The sequence below is a fragment of the Protofrankia sp. BMG5.30 genome (assembly GCF_001983005.1).
Taxonomy (GTDB): domain Bacteria; phylum Actinomycetota; class Actinomycetes; order Frankiales; family Frankiaceae; genus Protofrankia; species Protofrankia coriariae.
The window spans coordinates 44,084-68,473 of the sequence record NZ_MOME01000010.1; the positions used below are offsets into that span (position 1 = coordinate 44,084).

At 71.9% G+C, this 24,390-nt stretch carries 18 protein-coding genes; 14 read left to right on the forward strand and 4 right to left on the reverse strand.

Annotated features, from left to right (window positions below; translation table 11 throughout):
• The first annotated feature begins 106 nt into the window (after window positions 1-106).
• The 4 genes from BL254_RS05585 to BL254_RS05600 all read left to right on the forward strand — a co-directional run bounded on the left by BL254_RS05585 (window position 107) and on the right by BL254_RS05600 (window position 9,277).
• Window positions 107-778, forward strand: a complete 672-nt coding sequence (locus tag BL254_RS05585; protein ID WP_047222605.1) for a hypothetical protein — start codon at window positions 107-109, stop codon at window positions 776-778.
• Between the two features lie 223 nt (window positions 779-1,001).
• Window positions 1,002-6,872, forward strand: coding sequence for a TIR domain-containing protein (locus tag BL254_RS05590; RefSeq protein ID WP_076842711.1), 5,871 nt, complete (start codon window positions 1,002-1,004; stop codon window positions 6,870-6,872).
• A gap of 75 nt (window positions 6,873-6,947) precedes the next feature.
• Window positions 6,948-8,138, forward strand: a complete 1,191-nt coding sequence (locus BL254_RS05595; protein ID WP_047222607.1) for an SLC13 family permease — start codon at window positions 6,948-6,950, stop codon at window positions 8,136-8,138.
• A gap of 308 nt (window positions 8,139-8,446) precedes the next feature.
• Window positions 8,447-9,277: a hypothetical protein gene (locus BL254_RS05600; protein WP_047222608.1), complete on the forward strand. Its 831-nt coding sequence runs from the start codon at window positions 8,447-8,449 to the stop codon at window positions 9,275-9,277.
• Between the two features lie 5 nt (window positions 9,278-9,282).
• On the opposite strand, the gene BL254_RS05605 is transcribed toward BL254_RS05600, so the two are convergent.
• From BL254_RS05605 to hemE, 4 genes are all read right to left on the reverse strand, one after another.
• Window positions 9,283-9,993, reverse strand: coding sequence for a class I SAM-dependent methyltransferase (locus tag BL254_RS05605; protein ID WP_047222609.1), 711 nt, complete (start codon window positions 9,991-9,993; stop codon window positions 9,283-9,285).
• A gap of 340 nt (window positions 9,994-10,333) precedes the next feature.
• Window positions 10,334-11,080: a hydrogen peroxide-dependent heme synthase gene (hemQ, locus tag BL254_RS05610; protein ID WP_139342196.1), complete on the reverse strand. Its 747-nt coding sequence runs from the start codon at window positions 11,078-11,080 to the stop codon at window positions 10,334-10,336.
• A gap of 145 nt (window positions 11,081-11,225) precedes the next feature.
• Complete coding sequence (gene hemG, locus BL254_RS05615) at window positions 11,226-12,758, reverse strand: protoporphyrinogen oxidase (RefSeq protein ID WP_047222610.1); 1,533 nt, start codon at window positions 12,756-12,758, stop codon at window positions 11,226-11,228.
• A gap of 533 nt (window positions 12,759-13,291) precedes the next feature.
• Window positions 13,292-14,398, reverse strand: a complete 1,107-nt coding sequence (gene hemE / locus BL254_RS05620; protein ID WP_139342197.1) for a uroporphyrinogen decarboxylase — start codon at window positions 14,396-14,398, stop codon at window positions 13,292-13,294.
• Between the two features lie 577 nt (window positions 14,399-14,975).
• Between hemE and BL254_RS05625 the strand changes: the two genes are divergently transcribed.
• From BL254_RS05625 to BL254_RS05670, 10 genes are all read left to right on the forward strand, one after another.
• Complete coding sequence (locus tag BL254_RS05625; protein ID WP_047222612.1) at window positions 14,976-15,371, forward strand: DUF3817 domain-containing protein; 396 nt, start codon at window positions 14,976-14,978, stop codon at window positions 15,369-15,371.
• Window positions 15,372-15,693: 322 nt separating this feature from the next.
• On the forward strand, window positions 15,694-15,951 hold the full coding sequence (locus tag BL254_RS05630; RefSeq protein ID WP_047222613.1) for a hypothetical protein: 258 nt from the start codon (window positions 15,694-15,696) through the stop codon (window positions 15,949-15,951).
• A 180-nt stretch (window positions 15,952-16,131) separates the two neighbouring features.
• Entirely contained in the window at window positions 16,132-16,758 is a 627-nt protein-coding gene (locus tag BL254_RS05635) for a DUF3000 domain-containing protein (protein ID WP_052914499.1), read from the forward strand.
• A gap of 232 nt (window positions 16,759-16,990) precedes the next feature.
• On the forward strand, window positions 16,991-18,433 hold the full coding sequence (locus BL254_RS05640) for an HRDC domain-containing protein (RefSeq protein ID WP_076842810.1): 1,443 nt from the start codon (window positions 16,991-16,993) through the stop codon (window positions 18,431-18,433).
• Between the two features lie 335 nt (window positions 18,434-18,768).
• A complete protein-coding gene (locus BL254_RS05645; protein WP_047222614.1) occupies window positions 18,769-20,076 on the forward strand; it encodes a thiolase family protein in 1,308 nt (435 codons plus the stop codon).
• Window positions 20,073-22,223 carry a 3-hydroxyacyl-CoA dehydrogenase NAD-binding domain-containing protein gene (locus tag BL254_RS05650; RefSeq protein WP_076842714.1) on the forward strand — a complete coding sequence of 717 codons (2,151 nt, stop codon included), beginning with the start codon at window positions 20,073-20,075 and terminating at the stop codon, window positions 22,221-22,223. Before BL254_RS05645 ends, BL254_RS05650 begins: the two co-directional genes overlap by 4 nt.
• 87 nt (window positions 22,224-22,310) lie before the next feature.
• Window positions 22,311-22,562 (forward strand): hypothetical protein, encoded by a 252-nt coding sequence (locus tag BL254_RS25755; RefSeq protein WP_217699235.1) that lies wholly within the window; start codon window positions 22,311-22,313, stop codon window positions 22,560-22,562.
• On the forward strand, window positions 22,559-22,990 hold the full coding sequence (locus BL254_RS05660; RefSeq protein WP_047222616.1) for a type II toxin-antitoxin system VapC family toxin: 432 nt from the start codon (window positions 22,559-22,561) through the stop codon (window positions 22,988-22,990). The genes BL254_RS25755 and BL254_RS05660 overlap by 4 nt, the downstream gene beginning before the upstream one ends.
• A 61-nt stretch (window positions 22,991-23,051) precedes the next feature.
• On the forward strand, window positions 23,052-23,534 hold the full coding sequence (locus tag BL254_RS05665) for a pyridoxamine 5'-phosphate oxidase family protein (RefSeq protein ID WP_086055343.1): 483 nt from the start codon (window positions 23,052-23,054) through the stop codon (window positions 23,532-23,534).
• Window positions 23,535-23,752: 218 nt separating this feature from the next.
• Window positions 23,753-24,190 carry an SRPBCC family protein gene (locus BL254_RS05670; protein WP_047222652.1) on the forward strand — a complete coding sequence of 146 codons (438 nt, stop codon included), beginning with the start codon at window positions 23,753-23,755 and terminating at the stop codon, window positions 24,188-24,190.
• Window positions 24,191-24,390 lie beyond the last annotated feature (200 nt).

Sequence of the window (24,390 nt, forward strand, 5' to 3'; positions counted from 1 at the left end):
AGGCATCCCGGCGTGGCGGATGCCGACCCCGGTACAACGCCGAAAGGCACCCGGCTTCGGATGCTCACCCGGGCGTACCCGAAGCCCAGGTAAAGGACCGGTGCGCATGACGTCCTACACGCAGCTGTGCCACCAGGTCGCCGGCATCCGGGCGGGCACCGTTCCGGATTGGTTGACGCAGGCCCTCGTGAACACGGCGGCCGCCCCCCGGGAGGCGACGGTGCTGCGCCACCCATTGGGATTCCTGTGTATTCCGGTGAAGCGTTTCGAGGAGGTCGGGATCTGTGTGCACGTGTGGACCCGGCAGGTCCGCGCGGCACGTCCGACCACCTCGTCGGTGCACTGCCACAGCTGGGACCTGCGCAGCCTCGTGCTGGCCGGCGAGGTCCACAACCATCTCGTGCGGATCACCCCCGCGGCCGGGACGCCGCCCACCCACCGCCTCTTCGAGGTGCACAGCCACGGCGACGTGGACGAACTGCGGGCGACCCCGCGCCTGGTGCGCTACGGCCCCGGCACGATGGAAAGCCATCGGGCCGGCGACATCTACACCATGCCGGCGGGGACGTTCCACCGGACCGAGATCCCCGGCGGTGAGGCGACCACCCTGATGATGGCCCGCAACCGCCCGGAGCACCGCGACCGGTCGATCGGGCCGATCCACGTCCGTGACCACCAGGTGCGGCGCCGGCGCTGCGACGCCGCCGAGTGCGGCCGGGTGGCCCGGACCGTCCTGCGCCTGCTCGAGCGGAGGCGACCGGCCGCACGGCCGGTGTGACCGGCGCATACCCGCCCATGCCCCGCCCATGCCCCCGCCGCCCGGCCCGCGGCCGGCGCCGCCCCGTGGTCTGCCCGGCGCCGGCCCGACCCGGAGCCCGCCGGCAACCGGAAACCAACCGAAAAGGACAAAACAATATAAATTTTGACAAAACTCCAAAAAACATCCGATGACGTGGCGTGCCGGCCCTGCCACGTGGTATCCCCTGGGCCATACTGGGCAAATGGCGTCGCAAGCCCATCCGATCCGCGCGGACCGCCCCCTGGACTTCTTCATCAGTTACTCGGTGGCCAATGAGCGCTGGGCGTCCTGGATCGCCTGGGAGCTGGAGACCGCCGGTTACCGAACCATGATCCAGGCCTGGGACTTCGTTMCCGGCAGCAACTTCAAGGAGTTCATCGACCGCGGGGTGAGCGAGGCGACCCTCGTCATCGCGGTACTGTCCCGCAGCTATATGCAATCCAGGTGGGGGAACCTGGAATGGCAGGTTGCGCTGGACCCCGACACCTCGAAAAGCAAGCTCGTCACGGTACGCACGGAGGAGTGCGAGCTCGACGGGCTGCTGTCCACGATCACTTTTGTCGACCTGGTCGGTGTCACCGACCCCCAGAAGGCTCGCGAGCTGTTACTGAAGAAGGTCTCCGACACGCTGCGGGGACGCGCGAAACCCGAGACCGGCCCCGGTTACCCGCTCGCGACGGATGCCCGGGCCGTCCTCCCCGCGGCGGAACTCGACGAGCCCGTCTCGCCGAGCCGTGTCACCACCCGGCGCCTGCCCGTGGTGGCGCCGGCCTACCCGCTGGCGGCGGCTCCGGCACGCCGGCCGCGGCCGTCCGTCACGGTGCTGCACCTCGCCGCGCCGCGGATACCCCGGCGGGGGGCGGACGGTGTCCGCTCCGCCGGGGAGCTGCAGGCACGCCTGTGGGGTGATGTCACGCGGCTCATCCACGCCGGCGCCTCCCATCCGGACCTGCTCGTCGTCACCGGCGACCTGACCAGCTCCGGCCACCCCCGGGAGTTCGAGGAGGCGCTGACGTTCCTGGCCGGCCTGCGGGCGCTGCTGAGCCTCGAGGCGCACCGGCTCGTGGTCGTCCCGGGCAGCCACGACATCAACCAGGCGGCCGCCCGCGCCTACTTCGCCAACTGCGACGCCGACGACATCGAGCCGCAGCCCCCCTACTGGCCGAAGTGGCGACACTTCGCCAACCTGTTCCGGGAGGTCTACCAGGGCATCGAGGGCCCGCTGTTCGACAGCGCGCAGCCCTGGTCCCTCTTCCACGTCCCCGACCTGGACGTGGCCGTCGCGGGGCTGAACTCCACCATGGCCGAAAGCCACCGGGACAGCGACCGTTACGGCTACGTCGGCACCGCCCAGGCGGCCTGGTTCGCCCACCAGCTACGGCCGTTCGAACAGGCGGGGGTGCTGCGGATCGGCGCCGTCTTCCACCCGCCGGCGCCGCCGGGCGGCGGGCCTGGCGAGCGGGCCGTCGACGAGTCCGCCGTGCTGCGCGACACCACCGCGTTCGACCGGCTCCTCGGCGGCCGGCTGAACCTGCTCCTGCCGGGGCTGCAGTCACCGGGCGCGGGAACGGGGACGGGCGGCACCGGCCCGTCGGCGTCCGGGGCCGCGTCGGTCCCCGGTGCGCTGAAGTCCGGCCTGCCGGTGGTCCCGGCGCCCGCTCCCGGCCGGCTCCAGCTGTTGACGATCGACCCGGACGGCCTGACCCGGTGGACCGACGGTGACGGCCCGGCCCGGCCGGTGGGCGGCGCTGCCCGGCCCGGGGCGGCGGGGCGGCTGCGCCGCACCTGGCACGCCGTCGGCGCGACCTTCCCTGGCACGGTGAGCGGCAGCGGGTCGTATCCCACGATCAACGTCGCCGAGGCCGGGGGCGGTGGCGATTCCGACGCCGGCGCCCCGCACGAGGCGCCCGACCCGCTCCTGACGCAGCTCGAGCGGATCGCCGACGTCTGCCGGACCCGCTACCACCAGGCCAGGATCCGCCAGATCGGGGGCGCCGTCCCGCATCTGTTGGTCACCTACGACGACGACGGCTACGTCCGGCAGCTACGCATCGGCGCCCACCTCGGACCGATCGGCCTGGCCGACGTGGAGGCCTTCGTCCATCACGTGCACGCCCTGGCGCCCGATCTCCACTCGGAGATCGTCACCGACATCCCGGTGCACCAGACCCTGCGGGAGGAGGCGCTGCGCCGCCGGGTGCGGGTACGCAGCTTCACCGAGTTCCAGGGGCTGCTGGACCTCAGCGACTTCGTGGCGGACCAGACCGCCCGGCTGGTGGACGACCCGCGTTACCGGGCGGAGCTGTACGTGTCGCAGCGTTACCGCGATCTCATCGGCGTGGACCGCGCCGTCCACGAGGGCCTCACGGACGAGCTGCTGCGGCTGCTCGGCCAGGACGACGGCCGTTTCATCCTCGTCCTCGGGGACTTCGGCCGGGGCAAGAGCTTCGCCCTGCGGGAGGTCGCCCGCCGCATACCGTCCGAGCTGCCCCACCTGACACCGATCTTCATCGAGCTGCGCGCCCTGGACAAGGCGCACAACGTCGACGGGATGGTCGCCGCCCACCTCGCCCACCACGGGCGGGACTTCATCGACCTGAAGGCGTTCCGCTACCTGCTGCGCAGCGGCCGTATCGTCCTGCTCTTCGACGGGTTCGACGAGCTGGTCAGCCGGGTCACCTACGACCGGGCCGCGGACCATCTCGACACGTTGCTGGCGGCCGCCAGCAACGACGCGAAGATCGTCGTTGCCAGCCGGACCCACCACTTCCAGACCAACTCGCAGGTGTTCACCGCGCTGGGCGCGAAGGTCGGCCTGCTGCCGCAGCGCCGGGTCCTCAACATCGAGGAGTTCGCCCCCTCGCAGATCCGTACCTATCTGGTGAACCGTTACAACGGTAACGAGGCGGCCGCCGACGAGCGGCTCGACCTCATCAAGCGGATTCAGGACCTAGGCGGACTGTCCCGCAACCCCCGGATGCTGAGCTTCGTCGCCGACCTGGACGCCGAACAGCTCACCAGCGTCGCGAGCGCCCGGCACACCCTGTCCGCGGCCGGGCTCTACCGGGAGATCCTCACCACCTGGCTGAGGGGTGAGGTGGTGCGCACCCAGGGGGTGCCGGGCGCGCCGGTCACCCTGAGCCTCGAGGACCTGTGGACGGCGGTGACGACCCTCGCGCTGCGACTGTGGGAGTCGAACGAGCCGTTCCTGCGGCTGGCCGAACTCGGCGAGGTCGCAGCCGCCCTCACCGGGCTGGCCGGCGGCAAGCTGTCCGCCCAGCAGACCGTCCACGCCATGGGAGCGGGCAGCCTGCTGACCCGGACCGACGACGGGCTGTTCGGTTTCATTCACCTGTCGGTGACCGAATGGTTCGTGGCCAACGATGTCGCCCGACAGTTCGCCCGCGGGGTCACCGACCCGCAGCTGCTGTCCAGGCGCCACTTCTCCCAGCTGGCCATCGACTTCCTCTGCGACCTGGCGACCGCGGAGGCGTCCCGGGCCTGGGCCACCCGCGTGCTCGCCGGCCCGGACGCCGCGGAGGTGACCAGGGCGAACGCGCTGAAGGTCAGTGCCCGGCTGCGAACCCCCATCCGCAGCGACCTGCGCGGGGTGTCACTGCGCGGCGAGGACCTGTCGTACCGGGAGATGYGGGCGGTGGACCTCACCGACGCCGACCTCACCGACGCCATCCTGACCGGTGCCGATCTCACCGGCGCGGTCATGCGCGGCACCCGGCTGGTCGCCGCCCGCCTCGACGAGGCCGACCTGAGCGGGGCGGACCTCACCGGCGCCGACCTGACCCGCGCCCGCCTGCTCGGCTCCAGCCTGCGAGGGGCGCGCATCGACGGCGCCCGGCTGCGGCAGAGCGCGATCGTCGGGGCGAGCGCGGACCCGGCGCTGCTCGCCGACGCGCGGCGGCAGGGTGCCGCCGTGGCCCCGGGTCAGCAGGTGCACGTCGGTCTCGTACCGTCCGCGCTCGGTGTCTCCTTCGGCTTCGAGACCGGCCGGATCCCGGACCCGGTCGTCTACAGCCCGGACGGCGGGATCCTGGCGATCGCCAGCGAGGAGGGCGGGATCCTCCTCTGCGACGCGGCCACCGGCCGTCCGCTCCAGACGCTGCAGGGCCACCACAGCCGGGCATACGTCGTCCGTTACGCGTCGGAGGTGCTGGTCAGCGGCTCGAACGACACCACCGTCCGGCTGTGGGAGCCGACGAGCGGCCGCTGCCTGCACACGCTGGGCGGTCACCGCGACTGGGTCTGGCCGGTGGAGCCGAGCCCGGACGGCAGCCTGATCGCCGTCGGTGACAGCAGCGGCACCGTCCGGCTGTGGGACACCGCTGGCGGCCAGGTCCGCGCGCTGCTGCCCGGGCATGCCTCCCGGGTGTGGACCGCGGCGTTCCACCCGGACGGCAGCCTGCTCGCCACCGGCGACAGCGACGGCACCGTGCGGCTGTGGCAGACCGCGACCGGCCAGCTGCACCAGCGGATATCAACCGCGGCGGAGGTCTTCCGGCTGGCCTTCAGCCCGGACGGCAGCCTGCTCGCCACCGCCGGCGACGGTGGCGGCGTCCACCTGTGGGACCCCGCCACCGGCGAACTCCGGGAGGACCTCGTCGGGCACGAACGGGCCGTCTACACCCTCGACTTCCATCCGGACGGCCACCTGCTGGCCACCGGCGACATAGCCGGTGTGGTCCGGCTGTGGGGTGTGGCCGGCGGTACGCAGCGGCGGATCATCACCCGCCACGGCGCGGCCGTGTACCGGGTCCTGTTCAGCCCGGACGGGACGCTGCTGGCCAGCAGCGACAACAACCGGGTCATGCGGCTGATCGACCCGGCCACCGGCGAGCAGCGCCACGAGCTGACCGGGCACAAGGGGGCGGTCTGGCCGATGGTGTTCCGCCCGGACGGCGGCCAGATAGCGACCAGCAGCAACGACCGGACCGCGCGGCTGTGGGACCCGGTGAGCGGCACGTGCGTGCGCGTGCTGACCGGGCACGGCCGGCGGCTGAGCTCGGTGCGCTTCAGCCCCGACGGCTCCCTGCTGGCCACCAGCGGCAACGACGGCGAGGTGTGGCTGTGGGATCCACGGACCGGGCAGCGCCGCGGGGAGCTCACCGGTGCCGCCGACCGTCTCACCTCCGCCATCTTCACCCCCGTCGGCCGGCGCATCGCCGCGACCAGCAGCGCCGGTGGTGTGCACCTGTGGAACCTCGACGCTCCCGGCACCCAGGACACCGGCGCCTACGAACGGGAGCTGCGGGTCGAAACCGACCACGTGTGGGCCCAGGCGTTCAGCCCGGACGGGGAGATAATCGCCACCGCGAACGACGACGACTCCGTGCGCCTGTGGTACCGCGGGACCGGCCGGCACATCCGGACCTTCGAGGGCCACAAGGGGCGGGTGCGCTCGCTCGCGTTCGCCCCGGACGGCCGGCTGCTCGCCACGGGATGTGACGACAGCAGGGTACGGCTGTGGGACACCGAGACCGGCGAGTGCCGGCGGACTCTCACCGGCCACACCGACCGCGTGTACGCGGTGCTGTTCACCCCGRACGGCAGCCTGCTCGCGAGCGCGTCCAACGACGGCACAGCCCGGCTGTGGGACGCCGCCACCGGCGAGCTGCTGCGGGTGTTCGCCCAGCACCGGGGACGGCTGTGGGCGGCCGCGTTCAGCCCCGACGGCACGGTGCTCGCCACCGCCGGCGACGACCTGGTCGTCCAGCTCTGGGACATCGCCAGCGGAGGCCGTCTGGATACGCTGGCCGGGCACACCCGCCGGATCTGGTCGCTGGACTTCAGCCCGGACGGCACCCGCCTGGCAAGCTGCGGCGACGACGGCACGGCCCGGCTGTGGAACGTCGGCCGGTCCGGGCCCACCGGCCTGGCGGTGACCCTGGTCGGCCACGAGAGCGGGTGGGCGGCGCTGGCGCCCGACGGCGGCTACAAGTTCGGCGGCGACCTCGCCGGCGAGATCTGGCACGTGATCGGCATGTGCCGCTTCGAGTTGGGCGAGCTCGACCGGCACCTGGACGCGGTACGGCTGCTGCCGGTCGAGGCGCCCTTCTGACCCTCAGCTCCGACCCTTCGGGTGAATCCATCCCACCACTGGGCGCATCCGGAGCTTCTGTCACCAGGCGCTAGCATGTGTGCGGTGGCGGCCGTTCGGATCATTCTGTTGGCCGCCGCCGTACTCGGCGTGTTCATACGCCCGGCCCGGATCCCGAACTGGGTGGTGCCAGCCGTCGCCGCGGTGGCACTCCTCCTCATCGGTGGCATGGCCGGCGACGAGGCGGTCGACGCCGTCCGGCCGCTGGTGTCACCGCTGGCTTTCCTGCTGCTGGCCGTGCCGCTCGCGGCAATGCTGGACAGGCTCGGGTTCTTCTCGTCGGTGGCCGCGCTCGTGGACACCGGCCCGAACCCACGGCTGGGCCTGTGGGTGCTCGCGGCGGCGGTCACCACGTTCCTCAACCTCGACGCCTCGGTCGTGCTGCTCACCCCGCTCTACATCCGCATCGCGCGTCGGCACGGCTTCAACCCGACCATGCTGGCGATGCAGCCGGTCCTGCTGGCCTGCCTGGCGTCCAGCGCGTTGCCGATCTCGAACCTCACCAACCTGATCGCCGCCGACCGCTACGACCTGGGTGTCGCCGACTTCGTCTCCCGGCTCGGGCCGGCGTCGCTGGTGGCGGTGGTGGTCGGCTGGTACGGCTACCGCCGGATCGACACCGCCACGGCCCTGCACGACCAGGTCAGGGACCCGGTGGATCCGCGCGCACTGCGCCTCGGCACGCCGATCGTGGTTTTCGTCGTCCTGGGCTTCACCGTCGGTGACCTCTTCGGCGTGCCGGCCTGGGCGGTGGCGCTCGTCGCCGACGTCGTGYTGTTCGCCCTGACCCGCACGGTCCGGGTCAGCGACCTTCCGTTCGGCGCGGCCGCCCTCGCCGTGAGCCTCGGGGTGGTGGCCACGGCGGCCTCCCCGGAGCTGGGCCTTGGCGCTCTTTTCAGCGGGTCGGGCTGGCTCGCGCAGGTACGGGTGGCCGGGCTCGGCATCCTGGGCGCCAACACGATCAACAACCTGCCTGCGCTGCTCATCGGCCTGCCGGAGATCGACGCGAATCCCGACCAGCTGTGGCCGCTGCTGTTCGGTGTCAACTTCGGGCCGGTGCTCGTCCTGCACGGCGCGCTCGCCGGCCTGCTCTGGCGTGCCACCGCGGCCCGCCTCGACGTCCATGTCAGCCCCTGGCAGTACACCGTCCTCGGCCTGCGGATCGGCCTGCCGGCGCTGGTCGCCGGCCTTGTCGTCGTCGTCGCGACAGGAACATTTCTCGGATAACCAGGGCCGGTCGTGAAACGATGACCACGGGCGACACAACAGAGGCTGTGCTTTTCGTACTTCCAGCGGCCGGTTCGCCACTTCCCGGCGGTTCCCGGCGGCCGGTTCGTACTTCCGACGGCCGGAAAACGCCGGTGCYGATACCGGGACACCGCCCACCATGAGCTGCGACACTATTCGGCAACGCATCCGGCCAGCCATGCGTTGTGTCGGTATCCGGTGTGCCGGCGCTCCGGTACCGCCGGGAATCCGTTCACACCGGTTGTGCCGGCGCGGACGGCCTGACCATTTCGAGCAGAGGAAGCGCAGTGTCTTCTCCCACCACCGTCACCCTCGACGTCGTGCTCCTGCTGCCCCCTCCGCTGCGGCGGCAGGCGGTCTCGTCGAGCGCGGGCCTGGCCCGGCGGATGGCGGCCAATGGCTATCCGTCGCACTTCCGCCTCGGCGCGGCATACCCCCACGACCCGGCCGGCGGTGTCTGCGAGCCGCACGTGTCGCTGTTCATGCTCGCCGTCAGCCCCTCGGAGATACCCCTGGTTGTCGACGTCGTCCGCACGGTGGCCCAGGCCCTGCCGCCGCTGTACGGCGAGGGTGAGGAGTACCGGCACAACCCGCAGGGCGCGCCGGAGCTGTACTTCCGCCGGTCACCGGCCTGGGTCGAACTGCAACGCGAGGTCATCAGGACGGTCGAGCCGCTGCGCCGGGGACGGCTACGCGAGCTCAGCCCCGCCGGCGAGCGGCTGCACGACGTGCTGGCAGGCCGTGTCCCGGCCGATCCGGCCGCGGTGAGCCAGCTCGCCCGCTACGGCTACGACGAGGTGGCCGCGCCCGACGGCGACCGCTTCAACCCGCACGTGACCCTCGCCTGGCCCGACGACCCGAACTCACGCATCGCCCTGACCGGCCTGCCCCCCGCGCGCACCTACTCCGGCCCGCTGTCGGACATCGCGGTGTACGGCATGAGCCCGTACGGTACCTGCACCACCGACCACGGTTCGTTCTCACTGCGCGATCAGCGCCGGCCGGCCCCGGCCGTGAAGCCCGTGAAGGCCGCGGCCGGTCCGACGCTCGGAGCCGATCGTCACCGCCCGGCCGTCACCGCCTGGCCGTCAGCGCCGGGTTTTCTCGCCCCGTCCTGACGCCTTCAGCCGGTCCTGACACCGGCGAGAACCAGCGATCCCCCGAGCGAGGGGAACACCCGCGCGAGGACCCGTGACGAGACGTTGCGCGCCTCTCCGCCCAGCACCACGTAGTTGGAGCGGAAACCGACAACCCGGAAGCCGCAGACGTCGAAGGCCCGGACCAGGGACGAGTACGTGAACGGGCGTATGTGCAGCTTCAGGTAGGGATGATGGGGGTCGACCTGACGGGGGCTTCGGCCGATCAGGAAACGAATCCGGTCCTGGAGGGTCGCGAGGTTGGGCGTGGTCACCACGAGCACCCCGCCGGGGGCCAGAACCCGCCGGCATTCCGTCAGAAAGACGACCGGGTCGAAAAGGTGCTCGACGATCTCACCGGCGAAGATCCCGTCCAGCGCCCCCGACCGGAACGGGAGAGGGCGGGTGAGGTCGGCCCGTACCAGCGGGATGTGCCAGCGGGCCGTCCGGCCGGACTGGTGGGCGCCGAGATCCACCATGACGGCCCGGGCTCCGTGTTGGGACAGCTTTTCGCTGACGGTTCGCGTCCCGGCGCCCAGGTCGGCTATGAGCGGCCGGGTACTCCGGCGCCGGGCCTCCTGTATCAGCAGGTCGGTCGCGTCCGCCACCCGGCGGGAATGGTAGGGCGTGGCCAGATAGTCGGCGACCTGTGTGCCGTCGGTGTAGGAACACAGGTTCGCGGCAACGATCGGGTCCATACCGTCCCTCGCTACCGTCTCTCGCTCGGCCCCGCACGCGTTTTTCGCTCAGGCCCGCGCACCTGCCGTCAGCATGTCGGCGCGGCCACGACACCGCGCGGCCTGTGACAGGAGCCGCAGCCGTGTGCGGCTGTGACAGGAGCCGCGCTCCCACGCGGCCGTGGGCAGGAGCCGCGCTCCCACGCGGCCGTGGGCAGGAGCCGCGCTCCCACGCGGCCGTGGGCAAGAGGGCCGCGCCCCCGCGCGGCTGTGGGCAAGAGGGCCGCGCCCCCTGCGCGGCTGCGGTAGAAGGGCCGTGCCCCTGCACGGTCCGCGGCGGGCGGTCGTGGCCCCGCGAGGCCTACGGCAGGGCCGCGACAAGGTCGGCGATCGGCTTGCGGACGCCGGTGAAGAACGGCGTCTCCAGGCGGGTGTGCTCCCGTGCCCGGCTGGCGCGCAGGTGCCGCAGGCAGTCGACGATCCGGTGCAGTTCGTCCGCCTCGAAGGCCAGCAGCCACTCGTAGTCGCCCAGCCCGAACGCGGACACCGTGTTCGCCCGGACGTCGGGGAACTCCCGGCCCATGATCCCGTGCTCGGCGAGCATGCCGCGGCGTTCGTAGTCGGGCAGCAGGTACCACTGAAGCGACCTGTTGAACGGGTAGACGCACACGTACGCCTTCGGGTCCTCGCGCCGGACGTAGGCGGGCACGTGGTTGCGGTTGAACTCGGCCGGCCGGTGCAGGCCGACCGCCGACCACACCGGCGCCAGCGCCCGCCCGAGAGCGCTCTGGCGGAACCGTTGGTAGGTCTCCTGGAGCAGGTCGGGGTCGGGGCTGGTCCACCACAGCAGGACGTCGGCGTCCGCCCGGTAGCCGCTCAGGTCGTAGACACCCCGGGTGTAGACGTCCTTGGCGAGAGCCCCCTCCAGCAGACTCTCCACCTCGGCCGCGATCGCTGTCCGGTCCGCGGGCAGGGCCTCGCGCGCCGCAAAGACCGACCAGGAGGTGTAGAGCAGCTCGGCGTTGAGCTCCCGGGCGGAGGGGACGGGRCCGCCTTGGGAGGTCCCGGTCTCGGGAGTCTCGGTGATGGCTGTGGGAGTCTCGGGCATGGCCTAATTGTCACCTACCGGGCCGGCCGGGGCCCGCCAGTACCCCACCGGACCGGGTCACCATCCGCGAACGGGTCGCCGTCCGAAAACCTGCCGGCGACCGAACGGGCCAGCATCCGCGAACGGGCCCGCAGCCGAGATCGAGTCACTGGCCGATCCGGACCGCGTCGTCGGAACGCAGCACCGTCTCCGCGGCGGCCTCGCCGGAGCGGACACAGGCCGCAATACCCACCCCGTCGTACCCGGCGCCGGCCAGCGCGAGGCCGGCGGGCAGCATCCCGCGTACCACCGCCGTCCGCTCGAGGTGGCCGGGCAGGTACTGCGGGAGCCCGGCGTCCCACCTGGTCACCCGGCTGGCCAGCGGCCGGGCCGTCAGGCCGGTCGCGGCGGCCAGCTCGGCCGCGACGACACCGGCGAGCTCGACGTCGGAGCGTTCCAGATCGCTTTCGTCGCCGGCCCGGCCGACACTCGCTCGCACGATGCTCAGGCCGGGGTCCGCCGACAGGTGCGGCCACTTCGCGGACAGGAACGTGGCCGCCTTCATCACGTTGCCCTGGCGCGGCGGGACGAGGTAGCCACTGCCCGGCGGCAGCTGTACCCCGCGGTAGAGCAGCGTGATCAACGCCACCGACGTGTACGGGACCGCGGCCAGCGGCGCGGCCACGTGCGGCGCCACCGGGCTGAGCAGCCGCCGGGCCTCGGGCACGGGTACGGCGAGGATCACGGCGTCGGCGTCGACGTCCCAGGCACCCGGTCCGTCGACGGCATTGGCTTCCAGATCGGCGCCCAGATCAGCTCCCGGGCCGGCTGCAGGGCCGGCGTCGGCTCCGGGACCTGAACTCGTGCCGGTGTCACCGCTGGTGCCATCCGGCACGGCACGCGGCCCGCTGCCGCTGCCGCTGCCGCTGCCGACGAGGCTCAGCCGCCAGCCGGCGGCGGTCTGGCTGAGCCTGCGCACGCGCGTCCCCAGCAGGATCTCCGCCTCGCTGGCGTCCGCGACGGCCGCGGCGAAGCGGCCCAGGCCGCCACGCACCGAGGCGAACACCGGGGTGGTCGCGGGGTCGGCCGGTGCCGTGCGGGCCCGCACCCGGTACGCCCCGAGCAGCAGCGAACGGCTCTCGGACATGATCGGAGTCAGCTGCGGAACCGTGGCCCGCAGCGACATGGCGTCGGCCCGCCCCGCGTACACCCCGCCAAGCAGGGGATCCACCAGGCGTTCGACGACCTGGCGGCCGACCCGGGCGCCCACGAAGCCGCCGACCGTGGGATCGGCCGGCAGTGGGGTGCGCGGCAGCACCAGATCGGCCGCGGCGCGCACGAGCCCGGTCGGGGAGAGCACCCGTGACCGCAGCAGGCCGACCACGTCGGTCGGGACGCCGAGCAGGGTCCGCGGGGGCAGCGGACGCAGCCGGCCRGAGATCAGCAGCGACGCGCTGGTGGTGGCCGGATGGACGATGTCGTGGCCGAGGCCCACGTGACGGGCCAGCCGCACCGCGTCCGGCACGCGGACGAGGAACGACTCGGCGCCCTCCTCAAGCTCCAGCCCCTCGAACGGGGTCGTCCGCAGCTTGCCACCGACCCGGTCGGTGGCCTCCACGACGGTGACCTGGGCTCGGCCCCGCAGCGCATGGGCGGCCGCAAGCCCCGCGACACCCGCTCCGACCACGACGACCCGCATGCAGACCCGCTCCTCCCGTTACGGCCACCTCGTCCGATACACCTGGCCCGATACGCCTGGCCCGTACACGTATGACCTCGTACACGTATGACCCGTACACGCCTGACCACCGTCCGCGTGCCGACCGCCGCTGTCCAGCGGCGTGCCGGCCCGGGCCGACGGCCGCATGTTGCGTGACCCGCACCAGTTTCCTCCCGCGTCCGCCCATCGGACCGCGACGGGCAAAGATTGCCCGGCAAGGGTGAGAAAAGGCACCCGGCCACCCGCACGGCGTCACATGACGTCACAACAGGTCATACATCGCTTACAGAAAGCCTACGCAGCGCCGCATCGGACGCCGCAGGCGCCACACGGCGCCGCGCGACAGATGCCCGGCCATGGCCTCCCGCCGACCGGCCGGGCCCAGGCTGCCCAGGCCTCCCGGAACGACGACCAGAAGAGTCGGCGTTGACGTCCCAGGCACCCGGTCCGTCGACGGCAGCAGCGCTCAGAAGACGGCCAGCGGGCGGATGGCGCTCGGAAACGGCTGGTGCTCAGAAATCGTGCACCAGTTCGACGATGTGGGCGAGCACGTCCGGATCGGTCTCGGGGAGCACCCCGTGCCCGAGGTTGAACACATGGCCGTCCGCCTTGGCTCCGCGGGAGCACACGTCATGGACCTTCTCGGCAAGGACGTCACGTGGCGCGAAGACGGCGGTCGGGTCGAGGTTGCCCTGCACCGCCCGGCCCGGGCCGATCCGGCGGGCGGCCTCGTCCAGTGGGACCCGCCAGTCCACCCCGACCACGTCGGCCCCGGCCTCGGCCATGACGGCGAGCAGCTCCCCGGTGTTCACCCCGAAATGGATGCGGGGGACGCCGTCACCGGCGAACGCCTCGAGGACCCGCCGGCTGTGGGGCAGGACGTAGCGGCGGTAGTCGGCCTCGTCCAACGCCCCGGCCCACGAGTCGAACAGCTGCAGCGCGCTCACCCCCGCGTCCACCTGGACCCGCAGGTAACCGATGGTGATGTCGGCGAGCCGGTCGGCCAGCTCGTGCCACACCCGCGGCGCGCTGTACATCAGTTGCTTGGTGCGGGCGTGCGTCCGGCTCGGCCCGCCCTCGACGAGGTAACTGGCCAGGGTGAACGGAGCCCCGGCGAATCCGATCAGCGGGGTCGGCCCCAGCTCGCGTACGAGCGTGTGGACGGCTTCGGTCACGTACGGGACGTCGTCGCCGGCGAGCGGCCGCAGCCGGGCCAGCGCGRCGCCGTCCCGGATCGGTTCCGCGACGACCGGGCCCACCCCGGCGACGATGTCGATGTCCACCCCGATGGCGACCAGGGGCAGCACGATGTCGGAGAACAGGATCGCGGCGTCCGTACGGAAGCGGCGTATCGGCTGTAGCGTGATTTCCGTCACCATATCCGGATCACGGCAGGAGTCGAGCATCGCCGTGCCCGCGCGCAGCTTGCGGTACTCGGGCAGCGCGCGGCCCGCCTGGCGCATGAACCACACCGGAACATGCTCGGCTGGCTCGCCCCTGCAGGCACGCAGGAACGGCGCGTCGCGCAACTCGGGACGTGCCCCGGATGCCCCACCCGCCCCGGACGTTCCGCTCGGTTCTGTCGGATCCGCCGCTGGATCCACTGCTGCCGCACACATGACCCTGATGGTTGCACGTTCATCGCGATGGATGCTCCCGACAGGGAGAGCAGCCCGGTCGCGACCTCCGTCACGCCCGCTGCCGCACTCGGACATGGCACGGGCAGGCGGGTGGGACAGACCTCACCGCAGCGGGCGCCCAGGCCCGCCGGGCACGGGGACGCGGGCACGGCGACGATGACGACGGCGGGCAGGGGCGGGCAGGGGCGGGCAAGGGCGGGCAAGGCGAAATACTCGGTTTTTTCGACGAACACCCCGGACTCGCGAGCACGGGGGCACGGAACGGCGCGACGCGCCACCGCCTCCGGGCATCCCCGGAGGCTCGACAGGCCGCCCCGGGAACGGTTTATCTTCGACAGCACGTAGAACAGACCGGCCACCGGATTCGCAAGCCCTCCCACCGGCGGTCGGCCGAAGGCGGCGCGACCATGCCGCCACCGCGACGACCGAGCCTGCCATGCCTGCCGAGCCTGCCGAGCCGACCACACCCACTGACCCGACCACGCGTGACGAGCCGATCATGTGCGATGACCGACCACGCGTGACGACTCACGCGTCATGACCATGGAGGCCGAACATGCCAGCCGACGGTGACCACCGACGGTCCGACAGTGGCGACCAACTGCTCGCTGCCGCCCGGCTGATCTCGATTGCCGAGGCGACGTCCTTCCTGCTCCTGCTGGTGGCGACCGTGATCAAACATACGGCCGATCACCCCGGCGGGGTCAGGGTGCTCGGGCCGATCCACGGCGTRCTCTTTCTCGCCTACTGCGCGGTCATCGTCGCCGTCGCCACGGCACATCACTGGGCGACGCGGCGGACGCTGCTGGCGCTCGGCGCGTCCGTCCTGCCGGTTGCCCCCTATTTCGTCGAACGCCGCTGGCTGCGGCCATTGGCGTCCGACCGCACCGCCGATGCCGCCCACACCGGACCGGGCGCCCCCGCCACGTCGGCATCCGAACCCGCGTCCTGAAGCCAGGCCTCGAACCGCCGCGGTCACCTCCCGGGGCAGCCCTGGGAGATGACCGCGGGCCGTCCCGGCAGGGGCGAACCCGCCGTGACGGCCACCATGGCACCACGAAACGGCACGAACACCCCAATGGCCGCGCAACATAACCGTTACCGCGATGACTTGCGTACCGGGCATCATGCACGTGCACGACACGCCGACTCCGAATACGCGAAGATGGGGCCTGTCCGTGCCACCGTCAGGGAAGTCGGGATGGGACGAGAGGGTCCGTGATGTCCACGCGCGCCCTCTGTGTCGTGAGCGTGCCCTGGGGAGTGGTGTCCGGATGGAACAGGTCCTTGTGGGCGGTGACGAGCTGACCTTTCTGATCTGCCCGCAGTGCGGTGACGAGCGCGGTTTCGAGCAGCCCCCGTGTTCCGACGGGCACGGCGCGGACTGCCCCGACCGTGCCTGCGTCGACTGCGGAACGGCCGTGTTCCTCAACCCCGGGCAGCCGGACTCCCCCGCCGCCCGGGTATCCGCGCGGGAGCCGGAACCGTCTGGTGGATCAGCACACCAGCAGCGGCTGCGCCGTGTCGCCTGACCGCATGTCGCCTGACCGCATGTCGCCCGACCGCATGTCGCCCGATCGGTCGACCGCCGCCTGTCGGTGGGTTTCCTGCCGGTTGGTCCGCGCCCCGCTCGTCCATACCGCCGCCCGCGCCGCTTCGCGCGTCCACGCTCCGTCGCGCGCCCACGGTCAGGACGTCCTACCGTGACGTCCATGGGTGCGCCGCTGTCTCCGGACGGCGGCCCAGCTGTCTTCGTCGCGGCCACGGCGGCGCTGCGGGACGCGATGGGCCGGGTCCGCCCGGAGGTCGCGGTACACGAGATCCAGGCGCCGGCGCGACTCGCGCCGTACGCGTTCGCGGTCGCCGGCGGACTCTCGCGGGACGGTGACGAGGCAGCCTCGGGCCGGCTGATCCTCCTGTTCGACCCGGCCGGGCACAGCGCATGGGAGGGCACGGCGCGGTTCGTCTGCTATGCCCGCGCGGCGGTCGACCCCGAGATCGCCACCGACCCACTGCTGCCCGAGGTCGTCTGGTCGTGGCTGCGGGACGCGATGGAGGCCAACCAGGCCGGCTACCGGGCGATCGGCGGCACGGTGACCATCACGAACTCGAAACGGTTCGGCGTGCTGGCGGCGGACGGCGACAGCTCGGATGTGGAACTGCGCTGCTCCTGGTCACCGGAATGGCCCTGGACGGCCAACGGTTGCGATCACCGCGTGTGGCGGCCCGCCGAGGCTGCGGCCCAGCTCCACTCCTTCGTCGACCTGCTGGCGGCCATGGTGGGCCTGCCGCCGCGGGTACGCGGAGTGGTGCCCCTGCCGTCCCGCCATCCGTGCTGACCCCGGCTCGACGCCGTCCCGGTGCCGGCCCCGTCCACCCCGGCTCCACACCACCCCGGCTCCACACCATCTCGACTCCACACCATCTCGACACATTGAGCGACGAAATGACTTWCCAGAGTGAAAGGAGGCCCCCGATCCGGGACAAACCGCCGTCCCTGGTCGATCCGGTCGGCTTCCCTGGGCCCGACCAGCACGCTTGGACGCTGTTCGCGACGTACCATCGCCGATCGTGACGTCGACGGTTCCGGACTCATCCCACCAACTCGGCCAAGGGCCGGACAACAGCGCGGGAGCGGCCCGCCCGTTGCTGGAACCCGCCGAGGGCATACCTGCCGTGATCGTCGACCGAACGGCGCTGCTCGCGGCGGCGACACGGCTGGCCGCCGGCACGGGCCCGGTCGCCTTCGACGCCGAACGGGCCTCAGGCTACCGCTACAGCCAGCGGGCCTACCTCGTCCAGATACGCCGCCGTGACTCGGGCACCCACCTTCTGGACCCGGTCGCGCTCGCCGACCTCACCTGCGTGCAGGACGCCGTCGGCGACGCCGAATGGGTTCTGCACGCGGCCAACCAGGACCTGCCCTGCCTGGCCGAGGTCGGCCTGCGTCCGAGCCGGCTCTTCGACACCGAACTGGCCGGCCGGCTGCTGGGCTACGAGCGGGTCGGCCTCGGGATCATGGTCGAGAAGGTGCTGGGCTTCACCCTGGAGAAGGGACACTCCGCCGCCGACTGGTCCACCCGGCCATTACCCGAACCATGGCTGCGCTACGCCGCGCTCGACGTCGAACTGCTCGTCGAACTGCGCGACGCCCTGGAAACCGAGTTGGAGACGCAGGGCAAGCTGGCCTTCGCCCGGGAGGAGTTCGCCGCGATCGCGGCCGCTCTCCCACGGGAGCCACGGCCGGACCTGTGGCGGCGCACCAGCGGGATCCACCGGGTCCGCAACCGACGCCAGCTCGCTGCGGTCCGCTCGATGTGGACAACCCGGGACCGGATCGCCCGCGAACGCGACATCGCGCCCGGCCGGGTGCTCCCGGACAGCGCGATCATCGAAGCGGTGCTGGCCGCTCCCGCGGACATCGAGGCCCTGACCCGGTTGCCGGTCTTCTCCGGCCCGCGCCTGCGCCGCACCGCGCGGACCTGGTTCACCGCCCTGCGGGAGGCCACCGGGCTGCCCGATGACGCCCTGCCCGCGCCCGCCTCGGCGAACGCCGACACCCTACCGCCACCGAACCGGTGGGCCGACCGCGACCCGGCCGCCGCCGCCCGGCTGACCCGGGTGCGCGCCCGTCTCACCGCGATCGCCGCCGAGCGGACCATGCCGGTGGAGAACCTGCTGGAACCGGCGCTCGCCCGCCGGCTCGCCTGGTCACCACCGCGTCCGGAGGCCGACGACCAGCCGGCCAACGAGCAGCCGGTCGACGACCGGCGTGTGACCGCCGAGCTGGTGGCCGGGATGCTGCGGGCCGGCGGCGCCCGGCCCTGGCAGGTGACGCTCACCGCCGGGCCGATCGCGGACGCCCTGGCCGAGCCGCCGGCAGAACCGGCGGCGGCAGAACCGGTGGCGGCAGCCGAGCCGGTGGCGGCAGCCGAGCCGGTGGCGGAACCAGCGGCCAGGCCAGCGGCGGAGCCGGCAGCCGAACCGACGAACGGCCCGGACGGAAGCGCGTAGCCGTCCGGGCCGTCGCTGTCGGGCTGCTCTGTCGGGCTGCTCTGTCGAGCCATCGCCGTCGAGCCATCGCCGTCGCCGGCCTGGTCAGGGCCGGTGTCGAATCATGATCGGCGCCAGGCCGGGGCTGGTGCCAGGCCGGCGTCGGTGTCGAACCGGGATCGAGGCCGAATGGGGTTACCCATGGGTAACCTTCTGCCGTAGGCTGACCGTGTCGGCGGTCACGCCGGCACCGGTACCGTCCTCCCGGTAGATCGCCGTCCGTCACATGCGCTCCGCGAACGTGACCGGACCGGTTTCGATAGCGACCTGCCGGGTCTCCCCGGTCAGGAGGCACAGTGTTCCAATCTGCCAGGGACTCCGTCCGCGACGTCGTGTTCGTCGACGGCGTCCGAACCCCCTTCGGCAAGGCCAAGGGGGTCTACTCCGAGACACGAGCGGACGACCTGATCGTCAAGGTCATCCGTGAGCTGCTGCGGCGCAACCCGGCTCTGCCGGCGGAACGGATCGACGACGTGGCGATCGCCGCGACCACCCAGACCGGCGACCAGGGCCTGACCATCGGCCGGGTGGCGGGCATCCTCGCCGGGCTGCCGCAGTCCGTGCCCGGCTACGCCATCGACCGGATGTGCGCCGGCGCGGTCACCGCCGTCACCACCACCGCGTCCGCGATCGCCGTCGGAGCCTACGACGTCGCGATCGCCGGCGGCGTGGAGCACATGGGCCGCCACCCCATGGGCGAGGGCGCCGACCCCAACCCGCGCTTCGTCTCCGAGAAGCTCATCGACACCTCCGCGCTGGTCATGGGCCAGACCGCGGAGAACGTGCACGACCGCTATCCGACGATCACCAAGGAGCGGGCGGACGCCTACGCGCTGGCTTCCCAGCGGAAGGTCGCCAAGGCGTACGCCGACGGGCTGATCCAGCCCGACCTCGCCCCGGTCGCCGCCCGCCACACCGAAAGCGGCTGGGAACTCGTCACCACCGACGAACCGCCCCGCCCCGACACCACCCTGGCAGGGCTGGCCGGCCTGAAGACGCCGTTCCGGCCGCACGGCCGGGTGACCGCGGGCAACGCCGCCGGCATCAACGACGGCGCCACCGGCTGCATCCTCGCCGCCGGGGATGTCGTCGAAGAACTCGGGCTCACCGCGAAGATGCGGCTGGCCGGGTTCGGTTTCGCCGGCGTCGAGCCGCACGTGATGGGCCTCGGCCCGATCCCCTCCACCGAGAAGGCGCTGGCCCGCACCGGCCTGTCCATCGACGACATCGGGCTGTTCGAGCTCAACGAGGCGTTCGCCGTCCAGGTGCTCGCCTTCCTCGACCACTTCGGGATCGCCGACGACGACCCGCGGGTGAACCCCTTCGGCGGGGCGATCGCGCTGGGGCACCCGCTGGCCTCCAGCGGCGTCCGGCTGATGACCCAGCTCGCGCGCCAGTTCGCCGACCGTCCCGACGTCCGCTACGGACTGACCGCCATGTGCGTGGGCTTCGGCATGGGCGCGACCACCATCTGGGAGAACCCGCACTTCACCGGTGACGCCGGCGCTACCAACGGCAGGAGCAGCGCCAACGCCGCCAGCGCTGCCGCCAACGCCGCCAGCACCGCCGCGCGGACGCCCGGACGGACAGGAGGAGCCCGATGAGCGGGACCCCGGCCACCGCCCTCGACTTCCCCGGCGAGGTGGTGACCCAGGCCCACGTCCGCTACGTGGCCCTGCCGGGCGTGGCCGGGCCGCTCGCGTTGGTCACCCTGGACAACGGCCTGGACCACACCCGCCCGTCGACCTTTGGGCCGGCCGGCCTGCGCAGCCTGCTCGCCGCCGCCGACGAGATCGAGGCGCACACCCCGGCCGTGTCGGCGATCGCCGTCACCGGCAAGCCGTTCATCTTCAGCGTCGGCGCCGACCTGGCCTTCCGGTCGTCGCTGCGCGACCCGGAGGCGGCCCGGGCCGGCATCCACGCGATCGGCGAACTCGGCCACGCGGCGTTGCGACGGATCGGTGAGGGACGCTTTGGCGGCCGCAAGGTCCCCACGTTCGCGCTGGTCAACGGCGCGGCCATGGGCGGCGGCCTGGAAGTGGCGCTGCACTGTGACTACCGTGCGTTGTCATCGGACGTCACAGCGCTGGCGCTGCCAGAGGTCTTCCTCGGCCTGGTGCCCGGCTGGGGCGGGACCCAGCTGCTGCCCAACCTCGTCGGTGCGGACCGCGCGGTCACCATCGCCATCGAGAACCCGCTGAACCAGAACAGGATGCTGCGCGCCGCGCAGGCGTTCGCCCTCGGCCTCGCGGACGTGCTGCTCGAGCCGGCGGACTTCCTCGAGGAGGCGCTGCGCTGGGCCGCCCGCGTCATCCGCGGCGAGATCGACCCGGCGGCGGCACGGGCGCCGGTGCGGCGCGGCCAGGTCTGGGCGGACGCGGTCGCCCGCGGCCGGGCGCTGGCCGACGCCAAGCTGCACGGCGCCGCCCCGGCCGCCTACCGGGCACTGGACCTGCTCGCGCTCGCCGAGACCGCCGACCGGGACACCGGCTACGCGGCCGAGACCGAGGCGCTGGCCGACCTCGCCGTCAGCGAGGAGCTGGCCGCCAGCCTCTACGCCTTCGACCTGGTGCAGAAGCGGGCGAAACGCCCGGCCGGCGGGCCGGACGCGTCCCTGGCCCGGCCGGTGACCAAGGTCGGCGTGGTCGGTGCCGGGCTGATGGCCAGCCAGCTCGCGCTGCTGTTCGCGCAGCGCCTGGAGGTGCCGGTGGTGCTGACCGACATCGACCAGGCCCGCCTCGACGCCGGCCTCGCCACCGTCCACCAGGAGATCGACAACCTGCTGACCAGGAAGCGGATCTCCCCGGACAAGGCGTCCCGGCTGCACGGCGCCGTGACCGGCTCGCTGACCAAGGACGTTTACGCCGACGCCGACCTGGTCATCGAGGCCGTCTTCGAGGATCTGGCGGTCAAACAGCGGGTGTTCACCGAACTGGAGGCGGTCGTCTCCCCCGACACCCTGCTGCTGACCAACACCTCGGCGCTGTCGGTCAGCGACATGGCGTCCGTGCTGAGGCATCCGCAGCGGGTCGCGGGGCTGCACTTCTTCAACCCGGTGGCGATCATGCCGCTGGTCGAGGCGGTGCGTGGCCGGCAGACCGACGACGCGGCGATCGCGACGACGCTCGCGGTCGCGAAGAAGCTGCGGAAGAACGCGGTGCTCACCGCGGACACGCCCGCGTTCGTCGTCAACCGCCTGCTCACCCGGTTCATGGGCGAGGTGCTGGCTGCCATCGACAACGGCACCCCGGTGGAGGATGCCGACCAGGCCCTCGAGCCGCTGGGCCTGCCCATGTCACCGCTGGTGCTGCTCGGGCTGGTCGGCCCCGCCGTCGCCCTGCACGTCGCCGAGATCCTGCACGCCGCCTACCCGGAGCGCTTCCCCGGCACCGAGGGCCTGGGCCGGCTGGTGGCCGCCGGCAAGACCAGCGTCTACACGTGGGGCCCCGACGGCCAGCAGGTCGACCCCGAGGCCGCCGAGCTCATCAGGTCCGCGGCCAGCGGTGACACCCCGGTGCTGACCGGCGAACAGGTGCGGGAGGCGTCTCTGGCCGCACTCGCCGAGGAGATCCGCGCCCTGCTCGACGAGGGCGTGGTCGCCGAGGCCGCCGATGTCGACCTGTGCCTGCTGMTCGGCGCGGGCTGGCCGTTCCACCTCGGCGGCATCACCCCCTACCTGGACCGCACCGGCATCAGCGAGAAGATCACCGGCCGCCGCTTCACCCCACCCGGCGTGGCCACCCTGTCCTGACCCCTTCGCCMCGGCCCTGACCCGCCCCGGCCTTCTGTCATCATGACAGCAAGCGCCTGATGCTATGATGCTTCAGTGCGGACGACGGTGACTCTCGACCCGGATGTGGCAGTAGCCCTTCAGAAAATCGTCCGTGAACGAGGGCTGTCGTTCAAAGAAGCGCTGAACACACTTGTACGCGCCGGCCTGGCAGCAGGCCGGCGCCAGGATGTGCCTCCTTACCGAGTACCCAGTCGATCGCTCGGGCTACGGCCCGACGTCGACCTCGACAAGGCCCTGCGACTCAGTTCCGAACTCGAGGACGCCGAGATCATCAGTAAGCTTGAACTACGCAAGTGAAGCTACCCGACGTCAACCTGCTGATATATGCGCTGGACGACACCTCACCGAGACACAAGCCGTCACAGGCCTGGCTTGAGGACATACTGTCCGGCACCGAGACCGTGGCGTTCGCCTGGCCGGTGCTTCTCGGGGTCATCCGGTTGACGACACGCGCCACGATCTTTCGTAATCCGTTCCGCCCGGAGGAGATTCTCGACATCGTCGACGGCTGGCTCAGCAGGCCGTGTGCCGTGGTGGTGCATCCCACCGAACGCCATGCGGCGGTACTCCGCCAGCTTCTCGAGCCGCTGGGAACAGCCGGGAACCTCACGTCTGACGCGCACCTCGCGGCCCTCGCCATCGAGCACGGTGCGCAACTGTGCTCCAGTGACGCCGACTTCGCCCGCTTCCCCGGCGTCCGATGGGTAGATCCGCTGAAGGCGTAACGCAATCGCGGGAACCGTAGGCCGGGTGGAACTGTCGGTGGTGGCTGGGAGCATGGCCGGCATGGCGAACTGGAGTGAGGTGGAGGCCGCGGCCCCGCGGCTGGCAGTGGCGGTCCGGGGGCGGTTCGAGGCGTACGGGCTGGCGATCCTCGCGACTCTCCGGCGCGACGGCTCGCCCCGGGTGAGCGGGATCGAACCGCTGTTCGCCCTCGGCGAGCTGTGGCTGGGCATGATGCCCGACTCACGCAAGGCGATCGACCTGTCGCGGGATCCGCGATGCGCCCTGCACAACGCGACAACGGACAAGAACGTCGCCGACGGCGACGCGAAAATCACCGGCCGGGCGCTGGCGGTGACCGATCAGGAAAGCCTCGACGCCTACCGGGCGGCCTGGGCCGCGTCCGCGGAGATCCCCGTACCGGAGCCGTTCGCCCTGTTCAGGGTCGACGTCACCGAACTCGCGACGATCGGCGTCGGCGACGAGGAGCTCGTCATCGACTTCTGGCGGGAGGGCGGCCCACCCACGCGGACGACCCGTAAGTAACGGTCTGGGAACTCGGGGCCGATCGGCCGGTTTTCGTCCATCATGGGCCGAGCCGGGCGTTCGGTAGCCGTCGGTGACCGGTGAACGTCGACGCTGCGGAGAGTCGTCGTCCGACTGTCGATCGCTGTTGCCGCCGTGCCCGGGCGTCCAGTACATGGAAACCATCCGTCCGTCGGACACGGAGAAGCCTGCGACCGGAGGTTGTGGAGGTGGCGCGCATGGCGGTACGCGAGATTGCGGCGACGAGGACGATCCCCGCCACCGCGGAGCAGATCTTCGGGCTTCTCGCCGACCCGGCCCAGCATCCCGTGATCGACGGCTCGGGAACGGTACGTGCGGTGCGTCCCGGAGGCGCGAGGCGGCTGACGCTCGGGTCGAAGTTCGGGATGGACATGAGAATGGGTGTGCCCTACCGGATCGAGAACACGGTGGTGGAGTTCGAGGAGAACCGCCTGATCACCTGGCGGCACTTCTTCGGGCACCGCTGGCGCTGGCTGCTGACGCCGCTGCCCGACGGGCGCACGGAGGTCACCGAAACCTTCGACTGGTCCACCGCGCGCATCCCGTGGCTCATCGATGTCAGCCCCTTCCTCCGGAAGAACAGGGCAGGTATCGAGAAGTCCCTCGAGCGGCTGGCCGGACTGTTCTCACAGTAGAACGCTCACAGTGAAACAAGATTCTCACAGTAAAACCGCGTCCGACGCCGTATGGACGATCCGGCCGTGGGGCGGGGAAAGCCGTGGGGGCGGGGAAACGTGCCCGCCCGTCGGAGCCCGGCGTGAAAAACACCGTCGGACGTTCTTCGGTCACCCCGGTCGCTGGCAGGGCTGGTAGGGCTGGTAGGGCTGGCGGAAAC